Source organism: Afipia felis ATCC 53690, from assembly GCF_000314735.2.
Taxonomy (GTDB): domain Bacteria; phylum Pseudomonadota; class Alphaproteobacteria; order Rhizobiales; family Xanthobacteraceae; genus Afipia; species Afipia felis.
Genome location: NZ_KB375270.1, coordinates 1,313,501 through 1,326,401 on the forward strand (window position 1 = coordinate 1,313,501; position 12,901 = coordinate 1,326,401).

The following is a 12,901-nucleotide window of genomic DNA, read 5'->3' on the forward strand; positions in this document are numbered from 1 at the left end:
ATTGTTGCAACGTTTTAGGAAAATTAAGCCATAATCACTGACTATGTCCCGGCTGAACGGCGGGACTGGCCGCCTTCGGGGCTCAACAAGCGTCATCGCATTTCAACAGACGTAATCGCATCATGACATCCATCACGGCGTCCGGATTTGAGGTCCCTCTCCGGCGGCCGTTGGATCAGACATGCGATATGCTCGCCTGCGCAGCCCTTGCGGTGATCGCATGCGTCGCCGCTCTCACCTTCCGCGACTACGGCCTCGGCTGGGACGATTACACCCACGCCGAATATGCCGACCTGTTGCTGAAGATGTTCGGCTCCGGCTTCAAGGATACGAGCGCGCTCTCCTTCGCCAACCTCTACATGTACGGCGGCGGCTTCGACATGGCGGCCGCGCTCCTGCACAAGGTCATTCCGCTCGGACTGTTCGACACGCGCCGCCTGCTCGGCGCAATCGTCGGCCTGATCGGCCTCGCACTGACATGGCGTGTCACGCGCCGCATCGGCGGCCCGGTCGCGGGCCTCGCCGCACTTCTCCTGCTGGCGCTGTGCCCGACCTTCTACGGCCACATGTTCATGAACCCGAAGGACCCGCCGTTTGCGGTGGCGATGATCGTGCTGCTGCTCGGACTGGTACGGCTCGCGCAGGACTATCCATCGCCCTCGCCGCAGACGGTGCTGATCCTCGGGCTCGGTGCGGGATTGTCGCTGGGCTGCCGCGTGCTCGGCGGCTTCGGTCTTGTCTACGCCCTGCTCGCCTTTATCCCGATCTGGCGCGAGGAGATCGCGACGCTGGGATGGCGCGTGACGCTCCGCCGTTTCATCCACGCCTGCTATTTGCTGCTGCCCGGCCTCCTCTTCGGCTACCTCGTGATGGGCCTGATCTGGCCGTGGTCGATCATCGAGCCCGCGAACCCGCTGCGAGCCGTCACCTATTTCTCCGCCTTCTTCGAGAAGCCCTGGAAGGAATTGTTCGACGGCGCGATGGTGTCGGTGCCGGACATGCCGTGGTCATATCTGCCGACGCTGTTCGCGATGCAGATGCCGGAGATCTTCATTGCGCTTTGCATGGGCGGCCTCGCCATGACAATCGCGGCGGCCACACGGCGCGGCGATGCCCGTCGTACAACGATCTATATCATGATCGCGCTGGCGGCGTTCCTGCCGCTCGCCATTGCCGTGGTGAAGCGCCCCGCGCTCTACAACGGTATCCGGCATTTCATCTTTGTCATTCCGCCGATGGCGATCCTCGGCGGCCTCGCCTTTGGCCGCCTCGTCGAATGGCTGGGCCGTGACGACCGCCGCCGCAACTGGCAATTCGCAACCTACGCCCTGTTCGCCGCGACGCTCACCCTGCCGCTGGTCGAGATGGTGCGGCTGCATCCGTATCAGTACACCTACTTCAACGACGTCGCCGGCACGGTGCGCACCGCCGACCGCAGATTCATGCTGGATTACTGGGGCCTCGCGCTGAAACAGGCGTCGAATGTGCTGCGCGAGCAGATCATCGCGCGACAGGAAATCCCGCCAGTCAATCGCAAATGGAAAGTCGCAGTATGCGGCCCGCAGCGTCCCGCGCAGGTGGCGCTCGGTCCCGATTTCTCGATCGGATGGGACAGCCACGCAGCCGACTTCGCGATGACGCTCGGCGAGTTCTATTGCAAGGGCCTGCCCGCGCCGATCTATGCCGAGATCAAGCGGGACGGCGTGGTGTACGCCCGTGTCTACGACATCCGCGGCGAAAGCATCGCGAGCCTGCTGTCGGTTCCACCGCCATAGCGGGCTTGACCTCGTGCCGCAGCGCGGTACGCTTGGTCATCACCCTCTGCACGTTTCAGATTACAAACGCCGTCCAATTCCGGGCGGCGTTTTCACATGGTGAAACGAAACTGCGCAACCTCAGCGCGGTGCCTGCGCGAATGCCGCGAGGATGCGCACCCACGAGCGGATGCCTTTATGGAAGCTCTTGAGGTCGTACTTCTCGTTCGGCGAATGGATGTTGTCGTCCTCCAGCCCGAAGCCGATCAGCACCGTGTCGAGCCCCAGCGTTTTCTTGAAATCCGCGACGATCGGGATCGACGCGCCCGAACCGATCAGGAGTGCCTCGGTGCCCCACTCGTCGGTCAACGCGCGCTTCGCGGCGGCGAGCGGCTTCATGCCCCAATCGAGCGCAATGGCGGGTGCGCCCGCATGGTCAAGGAATTCGACGCTGCAATCCGCCGGAATGCGGGCCTTCACATAGGCACGGAACGCATCGCGGATTTTGGCCGGGTCCTGCCCTTCGACCAGACGGAATGAAATCTTCGCCGAGGCCTGCGCCGGGATCACCGTCTTCGAGCCCTCGCCGGTGTATCCGCCGACGATGCCGTTGATGTCCGCAGTCGGGCGCGAGGATATCTGCTCGATCAGCAGGCGGTCCTTCTCGCCCGCGGGCAACGAGAGGCCTATGGGCTTGAGAAACATCTCGGGCGTCAGGTTAAGCTTCTTCCATTGCGCGAGAATATCCGCCGGCAAGTCTTTGACGCCGTCATAGAAACCCGGAATGGTGACGCGGCCATTGTCGTCGTGGATGCCACCGAGAATCCGCGTCAGCACGCGGATCGGGTTCTGCGCGCCGCCACCGAAAATGCCGGAATGCAGGTCGCGGTTGGCGGCCTTGACGATGACTTCCTCATAGACGAGGCCGCGCAGCGCGGTGGTGATCGCGGGCGTGTTCTGGTCCCACATGCCGGTGTCGCAGACCAGCGCGAAATCCGCTTTCAGGTCCGCCTTGTTCTTTTCCAGGAAGGGACCGAAATTCTTCGAGCCGACCTCCTCCTCGCCTTCGATCAGGATGGTGATGCCGAGAGGCAGGCTGCCGGTGACGCTCTTCCATGCCCGGCATGCCTCGACGAAAGTCATCAACTGACCTTTGTCGTCTTCCGCGCCGCGCGCGACGATGATCTCGCGGCCGTCCGCATGTTTGGTGACGACGGGATCGAATGGCGGCCGGTGCCACAAATTCAGCGGATCGACCGGCTGCACGTCGTAATGGCCGTAGAACATCACGTGCGGTCCGTTCGGCACCGGGCCATCATAGCGCGCGACAATCGCCGGATGACCCGCGGTCGGCCGCACCTCGGCCGAAAAGCCGATGCTCTCGATATCGGCTGCGAGGTGCTTCGCCGCCTCGGCGCAATCCTTGTTGAACGCCGGATCGGCGGAGATCGATTTAATCCGCAGCAGAGCGAACAGGCGCTGCAAACTGCGGTCGAAATCGGTATCGACACGGTCGAGAACGGCGGAAAGATCGTCAGGCGTCATTGGTGATCCTTAAATGTCTGTCTTTCAATCGCGCCGTGCGGGCGAGGTATTTCGCGATTTTATTCCGTCTACCGCCGCAGCAGCCCCCCGAGAGCGCCGCGCACGATCGAGCGCCCAATCGAACCGCCGATGGAGCCACCGACCGACTTGCCGAGATCGGACACCACCCCGCCGACGACCTTGTTGGTCACCGAGCGCGTGACATTGCGGGCGATCAACTGCCCCGTGGAGAGACGCCCTCGCGAATTCGAGGTACCGAATACGGAGCCGACGATGGAGCCGATATGGTCGAGCAATCCGCCGCCACTGCCGGGGTCGCCGGTCGCCGCAGTCTCCAGACGCTTCTGCAGCATCTCGTAGGCGGATTCGGAATCGATCGTGGTGTCGTATTTGCCCTTCACGGGGCTTGCCGCGATGATCGCCTTGCGCTCCTCCGGCGTCACCGGCCCGATGCGCGCGCTCGGCGGCCGCACCAGAATGCGCTCCACCATCGCGGGCGTGCCGTTGCCTTCGAGGAACGAGACCAGCGCCTCACCCTTGCCGAGTTCGGTGATGACCTGCGCAGTGTTGAGCGCCGGATTCGGACGAAAGGTCTGTGCCGCCGCCGCGACAGCCTTCTGGTCGCGCGGGGTGAACGCGCGCAGCGCGTGCTGCACGCGATTGCCAAGCTGGGACAGCACCTTGTCCGGCACGTCGATCGGATTTTGCGTGACGAAATAGACGCCGACACCCTTCGAACGGATCAAACGCACCACTTGCTCGATCTTGTCCATCAGCGACTTCGGCGCATCGTTGAACAACAGGTGCGCCTCGTCGAAAAAGAACACGAGCTTCGGCTTCGGCAGGTCGCCGACCTCCGGCAATTCCTCGAACAGTTCGGACAGCATCCACAACAGGAAGGTCGCGTAGAGCTTCGGGCTCTGCATCAGCCTGTCGGCAGCAAGAATATTGATCATGCCCCGCCCGTCGGAGTCGGTGCGCATGAAATCCTTCAGCACCAGCGCGGGTTCGCCGAAGAATTTATCGGCGCCCTGGTTCTCCAGCACCAGAAGCTGGCGCTGAATGGTGCCGATGGTCGCCTTGGTGACGTTGCCGAACGATTGCGCGGCGGCACGCAGCGACGCAAGCGGGTCATCCTCGCCCGCCTTGGCCGGGACCGGGATCATCGCGTCGAGCAACGCGCGCAGATCCTTCATGTCCATCAGCGGCAGATGGTTCTCATCGGCGAGACGAAACGCGACGTTGAGCACGCCCTCCTGCACGTCGTTGAGATCGAGCATCCGCGACAGCAACAGCGGGCCCATTTCCAGCACGGTGGCGCGCACCGGGTGCCCCTGCTCGCCGAAAACGTCCCAGAATATCGTCGAGAACTGGTCCGGCTGGAACGTCAGTCCCATACCTTTGGCGCGATTGAGGATAAAATCATTCGGTTGCCCGACTTCCGCGATGCCGGAGAGGTCGCCCTTGATATCGGCCGCGAAAACCGGAACGCCCGCGCGGGCAAAACCTTCCGCCATGACCTGCAGTGTCACGGTTTTTCCCGTTCCCGTCGCGCCCGTCACCAGTCCGTGACGATTGGCGAGCGACAGCGTCAGGAAGGCTGGCTGATCGCCCTTGCCAATAAAGAGTGCAGTGTCGGTATCGGCCGATGCGGTCTGCGGTGCACCGCTCGCGCCCGGACTCGTTGACGCAGATGTATTTTTTGTCGTCTTTGCCATCGCCGTTCCTCGCTCCGATGTCTTACCGCAACCCGGCAGATATTTATTGAAGCATCTTTTCAGCTTCTTCAATGGCAATGGAACCGTTCAATGATAGATCGCGACGAAACAAATCAAATCCCGACAATAGAAGAAGGAGGTAATTCGTCGCGGGAGACTGCTGCGATGCGCGCTTTTTGTCTCTCATGATCGAAATCAACACGAATGCTATGCATCACGGCAACACCTGAGCGCGCATTGAGAGAGAATCTGAACTGTGTGAGCGTTCATCTCTTGTAATTCGCGGCGCGCCCGATCAATAATGAAACAACAAGCTTCAAGAGCCGGAAGAAACCGGAAGGATACGAACGATGGATTGCCGGATTGCATTGCGTGGGGTTTTATCGGGACGCATCTGCACCCAGACAGAAAAAAATTTGAAACCTTCTGACCCTCTCGAGCTTTCAATCATCCGCTATTCCATCTGCGCTTCAGGATTTTCTGCCCGCGACGCCGGTCGTCGCGCCAGATCGCTGCAACCGTCATCTCTGATTTTCTCGAACGTGTAACTTCTTCCATTGCAATGACATATCCGCTGATACAGATCGACGGGCTGGGCCCACTTGCGGCCTCGAAGCTGAAATCCCAGGGCATCCGCACGACCGCCACGCTGCTGGAGCGCGCCGGCACCTATAAGGGCCGCAAGGAATTGGCGGAGGCGACCGGCCTTTGCGAAAAACAGATTCTCGGATGGGCCAACATCGCCGACTGCATGCGCATCAAGGGCATGGGCAAGGCCAAGGCCGAGCTGATCCGCGCCGCGGGTGTCACCACGGTGCGGGAATTCGCGTTGCGAAACCCGGGACGGCTGGCGCAGGCGATGGCCGAGGCCAACACCAAGCGCAAACTGGTGCGCGTGCTCCCTTCGGAGCAGTCGGTCGGCCAGTTGATCGAGCGCGCCAAGAAGCTGCCGCTCAAGATCAGCTATTAAAGGCCGAAGTTTAGGGCAGCTTCCCACCCGCTTCCGGCTTGACTTGGCTTTCGGGACCGCGCAAAGCCGCGCCATGAGCTCCCGCTCCTCAACACTTGGCACATCGCAGGACGCCCGGCACGACATATTGCCCGCGCTGCTGGCGAGGCCGCATGTGCTGGTGATGGGGGTGCTCAATATCACGCCGGATTCCTTCTCCGACGGCGGCGATTTTCTCGATCCCGCGCGCGCGCGCGCGCAGGCGGAGCAATTGATCGCCGACGGCGCCGACATCCTCGACATCGGAGCGGAATCCACCCGGCCCTATGGCGCAACTCCCGTCTCCGCGGACGAGGAAATCGCGCGCCTTGCGCCCGTCCTGCCTGCCCTCGTCCGGCTCGGCGTGCCGGTTTCGATCGATACGATGAAAGCGGGCGTTGCGGCGTGGGCGTTCGATCAGGGCGCTGCCATCGCCAACGACGTCTGGGGCCTGCATCGCGATCCCGCGATGGCAAAGCTCGCAGCTGAGCGCGGCGTGCCCATCGTGGTGATGCACAACCGCGACGCCGCCGATCCCGCCATCGACATCATGCAGGATATCGCGACCTTCTTCGAGCGCTCGCTCACGATTGCCGCCAAGGCTGGGCTGCCACAGGCGCACATCGTGCTCGATCCCGGCATCGGCTTCGGCAAGACGCCCGAGCAGAGCATGATCGCACTCGCGCGGCTCGGCGAACTGGCCCAGTTCGAACGGCCCGTTCTGGTGGGTGCCTCGCGCAAGCGGTTTATCGCCAGCGTCTCGCCCTCCGAGCCACGCCAGCGCATCGGCGGCTCTCTTGCGGCGCATCTTCTGGCAGTTCAAAATGGCGCGCGGATCATTCGCGCGCACGACGTCTTTGAGACCGTTCAGGCGCTGCGTGTGGCGGCCGCAATCGGGGACAAACGGTGAGCGATACCATCTTCATCAAGGGCCTGCTGATGCACGCCCGCCACGGCGTCATGGAGCATGAAGCCGAAGTCGGACAGCGCTTCGTCATCGATCTGGAATTGTCGATCGACCTCGCGGATTCCTCGCGCACAGACAAGCTCGCCGACACCGTGTCCTATTCCGATGTCGTCAGCAGCGCGAGCCAGGCCTTCAAGGGCCAGAACTACTATCTGCTGGAGCGGGCGGCGGGCGCGGTGGCGGACGCGGTGCTGCGCGATTTCGACAAGGTCGAGGCCGTGAAGGTTACGATCCACAAGCCGCACGCGCCAATCGCGGCGATCTTCGACGATGTCGGTGTCGTCATTCTGCGCAGGCGTGCCTGAGTCATGGCAAGCGTGCTGATCGCGCTGGGCGGCAATGTCGGCGACGTCCGCGCGACGTTCAAATCCGCCATCTCCCACATCTGCGGCGCGACGCAAGGAATGCTCGTTGCGCGCTCGGCCGATTACCGCACCCCGCCATGGGGCGAGGAAGACCAGCCGCCTTTCATCAATGCCTGCATCGAGATCGAAACCTCGCTCGATCCGATGGCGCTCTTGTTCACCCTGCACCGGATCGAGAAAAAATTCGGCCGCGACCGCGCCAACGAGAAGCGATGGGGACCGCGCACGCTCGATCTCGACATTCTCGCCTACGACAACGGCACGATCCGCACGCCGGAATTGACCCTGCCGCACCCGCGCCTGTTCGAGCGTGCCTTCGTGCTGGTGCCGCTTACCGAGATCGCGCCGGACCGCGACATCGGCGGACGCACGCCGCGTCAGGCTTTAGCGGATATTCCAGCGGAAGGCATCGAACGATTGAGCGACCCTGCCTGATATCGGCAGGCGGATAATTGTTGTATAGGAAGCGAATGGCTTCATTCGCATTTTTTCGCACCATCGCCCCTGTCGCTGTTGCCAGCCTCGTTCTTGTGGGCCCCTGCTTCGCAGCCGAGCCCAAGCCGGACATCGCGATCAAGACGAACGCCGTCGATGTCAGCGTCGTGCTCGACGCGACGATCAAGGCCAATCCGGCGCTCTCCGCCGATTGTCTCGCGGAAGGCAAGCGCTACGCCGAGAAGCAGCGCAAGGAAGCCACCGACAGCAGGCGCAGCGATCCGAAATACTTTCCGAAAGACGGATATACGTTCGAACGTCAGTACCTCACCGCATCTGTTGTCGGCGGCCGCTACATCAGCGTTCTTCGGGAAGATTACGCCAACACCCACGGCGCGCATCCCAACACTTACGTCAACACGATCCTGTGGGACAATACCGCGAAGAAGCGCATCTCTATCCGGCCATTCTTCAAGGAGACCGCCGATAACGGCCCGACGCTGACCGCGATGCGAAAGGCTGTCATCGTCGCGCTGAAAGCCGAGAAGAAAGAACGCGGCATCGAGGACGACGATTCCGGTCTCGACTGGTACAAGGAGATGGGCGCAAGCCTGCTCACAATCGGTCCGGTGACGCTCGCGCCCTCGACCGAGCCCGGCAAAAGCGCGGGGCTCGTTTTTCACTACGAGCCCTATGCGGTGGGCCCTTACGCCGAGGGCCGTTTCGACGTGACCGTGCCGTGGCAGGAGTTGAAGCCCTATCTGTCGGCGGAAGGCACGGCGATTTTCGGCGGAGCGCCGCCGAAGAGCGACAACGCCAGCCCGCGATGACAACGGGCAGGATCCGCCTTCTCGTCACAGGCTTCGGCCCGTTTCCCGGCGCGCCCTACAACCCGACCGAAAAACTGGTGGACCGGCTGGTGCGCCTGCGCCGCCCCGCCTTCGCCGATGTCGAACGGATCGCCCACGTCTTTCCCGTCACCTATGAGGCGGTCGACACCCAACTGCCTGCCCTGCTCGCGCGCCACGTCCCGGATGTGCTGCTGATGTTCGGCCTCGCGACACGCACGCCCTGGTGCCGCGTGGAGACGCGGGCACGAAACACGATCACTCAGCTCTGGCCGGATGCGGATCATGGGGCGGTCCTGAGCCGCACCATTGACCCCACCGCATCCGCGACGCGCCGGTTCGGCCTCCATACGCAGCATCTGCTGCAGGCGGCGAAGACGACGGGCATCCCCGTGCGCTCTTCGATCAACGCCGGAGCCTATCTCTGCAACTATCTGAGCTGGCGCGCGATCGAAGCCACGCAGCGCCATCCCAGCGCGTTGCCGCTCGCTGCCTTCATCCATGTGCCGCTGGTGCCGCGCGACGCCGCTCATTGGCGAAAGTCAGGGGTTGCATTCGAGCAGCTTGTCGATGCCGGAGAAGCGATGCTCATGACGCTCATTCAGCGCGCACGGGCGGAGCGCTACTGCCGTCATCCTTATCCTTGATGCTATTTCTTGGCTTGGTGCTGAAAATTTTAGCCAGTAACAAATCCGGCGCTGCGGATATTAGAATAACACCCAACCCGGGAATAAAGGACAGCAAGAAGGCAGCGAAAAAATAACTGCTAATCTTAATGTCTGTTGGAATATCTCGTAACTTCATGTTTCCAGAATACCGAACTGAAAAACCGAATTCACAATCGCGAGCGCCCGAACCGGGACAGCGTCAAATTAACTTATCAAGCCACAAGCTATTGTCGCCGCGCCATCTTTCAACCTGAGGACATGCCATAAACCGGCGACAGGAGCCGCATCATGGATTTCACCCGTCGCCGCTTCATAGGTTCGCTCAGCGTATCGGCCGCTGCGCTGATGCTCGGGAATGCCGCTGCCAGAGCCGCACCTGCAACGCCGTCTGTCGGCCGTGATGCGGGCCAGCTCGGCGTGAAAGCGAACAGCCCGGACGACCAGACCGCTCCGCTGCAGCGCGCGATCGATGCCGCGGCGGCGGCCCGTACTCCACTGGTGCTGCGGCCCGGCCTCTATCGCACCGGCGAGCTTGAACTGCCGGATGGCGCACAGATCATCGGCACGCGCGGGGCCACGCGGCTGGAATTTACCGGCGGCACGGCACTTTTCACGGCCAAAGGCGTGGACGGTCTCGCTTTGACCGGGCTGACACTCGACGGCGGCGGCGTCGAACTGCCGCAACGGCGCGGCCTCATCAGCCTGCAGGCCTGCCGCGATCTCCACATCGCCGATTGCGACATTGTCGGAAGCCGCCGCAACGCCATCTGGCTGGAGACGTGCTCCGGCGACATTCGCGGCACCATTATCCGCCAGACCTCAGCGACGGCCATTGTCAGCGTCGATGCGCTCGGCCTCCTGATCGCGCAGAACGTCGTTCAGGACGCGTCCGAGAATGGCATCGAGATCCTGCGCTCGGCGCCCGGCGACGACGGCACCATCGTCACTGACAACCGCATCGAAAACATCAAGGCTGGCCCCGGCGGCTCAGGGCAGTACGGCAACGGCATCAACGCCTTTCGCGCCGGCAACGTGATCGTGCGCGGCAACCGCATCCGCAATTGCGACTTCTCCGGCGTGCGCGGCAACTCAGCCTCCAACATCCAGATCATCGCCAACAATGTCACCGACGTGCGCGAGGTTGCGCTCTATGCGGAGTTCGCGTTCGAAGGCGCGATCATCGCCAGCAATGTCGTCGATGGCTGCGCCACCGGCGTGTCGGTCGCCAATTTCAACGAAGGTGGCCGCCTCGCCGTCGTGCAGGGCAACATCATCCGCAATACCAAAGCGCAGCGCGATCCGGGGTCGGATATCGAAACCGGCGGCCACGGCATTTACGTCGAGGCCGACAGCAACGTCACCGGCAATGTGATCGAGAACGCGCCGGTCTGCGGCATCGTCGTGGGTTGGGGGCAATATCTGCGCGACGTCAATGTCGCCGACAACGTGATCCGCAACGCCTTCGTCGGCATCGGCATCTCGGCGGTGGACGGCACCGGCAAAACGCTCGTGACGGGCAACCTGATCTCGAACGCGCCGCGCGGCGCGATCGTCGGTTACGATCACTACAAACCGATCACCGGCGATCTCGCGGTGGTCGGCGCGTCAGGATTTCCGAAAATCGTACTGGGACTGAACACGGTCCAGTAGGCCGGGCTTCGGCAGACTTCCCGGAACGCGATCCTCGCTATGTTGCGCAATCGCGACCTCGATCGTCTTGTCGAGCGCGGCGTCGGGCGGCGCGAGATCTTCCCAGACTTTCAGCGCGTCGTGCGCTTCCTGAAGCATCGCGAAGAAATCGCTTTCGGTGTGATAGAGCTTCCAGCGCCCACTGCTGCCCAGTTCGTGCAGGTGATCGAGCCGCTGCTTCGCGAGAATGCGCCATCGCGCGACTACCGCGCGACCAGCGGCTGCGACCGGCTTCGGGGGAGCTTCAGACATCGCCTGTTTCCATAACAAACACGTTGCAGGAATGACGCCAGCCTTACAGGACGGCTGCGAAACAATGGTGACACAAAGCAACTTGAGGAACGCGACAGACGCGAGAAACGCAGCGGGCATCTGCCCGGTTCGGCGAAGCAATAGAATCGCCGCTTGAATGACCCATCGTCGCCACCGGATGGCTTCGGGTCAAGGTATTCGCTTACAGAAGCCTTCCAATCCGGCGCGCAAGGTTAACGCGGCGCGCGCGCAGACGGCTCGGACGCGGTGGCAACAGGGGCCGCCACCGCCGACACAGCCGCAAAGGCATCGGCCTCCCCCGCTCCGAAACGATCGTCCCGGCCGGGAGCCCCCAGATCGCGGGCCGATTGCGTCAGTGCCTGCCGCACCTCGTCGGGGGTAAGCGACGGATTGCGCGCCAGCATCAGGGCCGCAAGCCCGCTGACGTAAGCGGCCGACAACGACGTGCCGGACGAGACGCCGTATTTCCCGTCCGGCAGCGGCGCGAGGATGTCCACGCCCGGTGCTGCGACGGCGACATAAGCGCCCTGATTGGCTTTCGCGAAAATGGCGTCGGACGCGTCCGTCGCGGTCACGCCGATGACGTGAGGATCAGCACCTGGAAACAGCGGCGCGGCCTTCGGCCCGGCGTTGCCCACCGCCGCCACCAGCACCATGTTCTTGGCCGCGGCCGCCGCGAGGCCGCGCGCGATCACCGCATCGCGCGGACCAGCGAAACTCATGTTGACGATCTGCGCGCCATTCGAGGCGGCATAATCGAGCCCCTTCAGCACGAGAAACGTCGTGCTCTCCGCACCCGTTTTGCTTTCGCCAAACGCGCGGATCGCAAGCAGCTTCGCGGCGGGCGCCGCACCCTTGAGCGTGGCATGCGCGGCAATGATGCCCGCGATGCTGGTACCGTGCGCGTGCGCCTTCTCCTTGCTGTCCAGCGCGTCGAACGTGCCCGCGATCGAGCCCGCCAGTTCAGGATGAGCGATGTCGATGCCGGAATCGATCACCGCAACCTTGATCTTCTCACCGGTCGAGAGCGCCTGCGCTTCAGGCAAACGCAGCTTTGCCAGCGCGTACTGGAACGGTGCCTTGCCGCCCGGATCATCCTGCAATCGGAAAATCGAATTGCGCTGCGCCGACTTGATGCCGCCATCCGCGCTCAACTGCTTCACGACGGTGTCGACGGAGCGCCCGTCCGGAATTCGCCAGCGATAGAATGTCGTGTCCAGCAGCGCGATGTGCTGCGACTGCACCTGCCGCAGCCGGTGCTTCTTCGCGATGTCCTGCACCTGTGCGGCGGTCGGCTGCCCCGCGATCTCGATCAGCACTTCATTCGGCACGAACGTCCGGTCGGCAGCGGCAACGGGATTACGCGACGATTTCTTGGAGGCGCGCTCCGGCGGCGGCTTGCGCGTCCGCGGAGGTCCGTTTTCGATGCGATCCTCGACCACCGGACCGTAGTTCAGGTTCGGCGAATAGCGCACGCTCGGATTGATGGGAATTCGCGGGCCGACATGGATATTGGGACCGCCGACGCTTAGCCCGCGCATCTGCGCCAGCGCCGGTGCGACGACGAGCGGAGACAATCCGAGGGCCGCTGCAAGCAGTAGAGCCTGGGTTCTCCGGGTCAGATCGTGTCGCTTCGTCATGCTGTCACCCG

12 protein-coding genes are annotated in these 12,901 nt (G+C 62.9%); 8 read left to right on the forward strand and 4 right to left on the reverse strand.

Annotated features, from left to right (window positions below; all coding sequences use genetic code 11):
* Positions 1 to 122: 122 nt before the first annotated feature.
* Entirely contained in the window at positions 123 to 1,775 is a 1,653-nt protein-coding gene (locus HMPREF9697_RS06270; RefSeq protein ID WP_002716333.1) for a glycosyltransferase family 39 protein, read from the forward strand.
* A 120-nt stretch (positions 1,776 to 1,895) separates the two neighbouring features.
* On the opposite strand, the gene HMPREF9697_RS06275 is transcribed toward HMPREF9697_RS06270, so the two are convergent.
* Positions 1,896 to 3,299 carry a M20/M25/M40 family metallo-hydrolase gene (locus HMPREF9697_RS06275; protein ID WP_002716334.1) on the reverse strand — a complete coding sequence of 468 codons (1,404 nt, stop codon included), beginning with the start codon at positions 3,297 to 3,299 and terminating at the stop codon, positions 1,896 to 1,898.
* Positions 3,300 to 3,367: 68 nt separating this feature from the next.
* A complete protein-coding gene (locus HMPREF9697_RS06280) occupies positions 3,368 to 5,017 on the reverse strand; it encodes a helicase HerA-like domain-containing protein (RefSeq protein ID WP_002716335.1) in 1,650 nt (549 codons plus the stop codon).
* Between the two features lie 562 nt (positions 5,018 to 5,579).
* Here HMPREF9697_RS06280 and HMPREF9697_RS06285 point away from each other — a divergent pair.
* The 7 genes from HMPREF9697_RS06285 (at position 5,580) to HMPREF9697_RS06315 (ending at position 10,938) form a co-directional block, all read left to right on the forward strand.
* Positions 5,580 to 5,987, forward strand: a complete 408-nt coding sequence (locus tag HMPREF9697_RS06285; RefSeq protein WP_002716336.1) for a DUF4332 domain-containing protein — start codon at positions 5,580 to 5,582, stop codon at positions 5,985 to 5,987.
* A 73-nt stretch (positions 5,988 to 6,060) separates the two neighbouring features.
* Positions 6,061 to 6,915 carry a dihydropteroate synthase gene (folP, locus tag HMPREF9697_RS06290; protein ID WP_040307828.1) on the forward strand — a complete coding sequence of 285 codons (855 nt, stop codon included), beginning with the start codon at positions 6,061 to 6,063 and terminating at the stop codon, positions 6,913 to 6,915.
* A complete protein-coding gene (folB, locus tag HMPREF9697_RS06295; protein WP_002716338.1) occupies positions 6,912 to 7,277 on the forward strand; it encodes a dihydroneopterin aldolase in 366 nt (121 codons plus the stop codon). The genes folP and folB overlap by 4 nt, the downstream gene beginning before the upstream one ends.
* 3 nt (positions 7,278 to 7,280) lie before the next feature.
* Positions 7,281 to 7,772 carry a 2-amino-4-hydroxy-6-hydroxymethyldihydropteridine diphosphokinase gene (gene folK, locus HMPREF9697_RS06300; protein ID WP_002716339.1) on the forward strand — a complete coding sequence of 164 codons (492 nt, stop codon included), beginning with the start codon at positions 7,281 to 7,283 and terminating at the stop codon, positions 7,770 to 7,772.
* 35 nt (positions 7,773 to 7,807) lie between these two features.
* Positions 7,808 to 8,602 (forward strand): RsiV family protein, encoded by a 795-nt coding sequence (locus HMPREF9697_RS06305; RefSeq protein ID WP_002716340.1) that lies wholly within the window; start codon positions 7,808 to 7,810, stop codon positions 8,600 to 8,602.
* Complete coding sequence (locus tag HMPREF9697_RS06310) at positions 8,599 to 9,267, forward strand: pyroglutamyl-peptidase I (RefSeq protein WP_002716341.1); 669 nt, start codon at positions 8,599 to 8,601, stop codon at positions 9,265 to 9,267. The genes HMPREF9697_RS06305 and HMPREF9697_RS06310 overlap by 4 nt, the downstream gene beginning before the upstream one ends.
* Positions 9,268 to 9,576: 309 nt before the next feature.
* Entirely contained in the window at positions 9,577 to 10,938 is a 1,362-nt protein-coding gene (locus HMPREF9697_RS06315; protein WP_002716342.1) for a TIGR03808 family TAT-translocated repetitive protein, read from the forward strand.
* Here HMPREF9697_RS06315 and HMPREF9697_RS06320 read toward each other — a convergent pair.
* Positions 10,894 to 11,229 (reverse strand): TIGR03809 family protein, encoded by a 336-nt coding sequence (locus tag HMPREF9697_RS06320; RefSeq protein WP_002716343.1) that lies wholly within the window; start codon positions 11,227 to 11,229, stop codon positions 10,894 to 10,896. The two genes, HMPREF9697_RS06315 and HMPREF9697_RS06320, sit on opposite strands and share 45 nt — an antisense overlap.
* A 233-nt stretch (positions 11,230 to 11,462) precedes the next feature.
* Positions 11,463 to 12,890 carry a S8 family serine peptidase gene (locus HMPREF9697_RS06325; RefSeq protein ID WP_002716344.1) on the reverse strand — a complete coding sequence of 476 codons (1,428 nt, stop codon included), beginning with the start codon at positions 12,888 to 12,890 and terminating at the stop codon, positions 11,463 to 11,465.
* Positions 12,891 to 12,901: the final 11 nt, after the last annotated feature.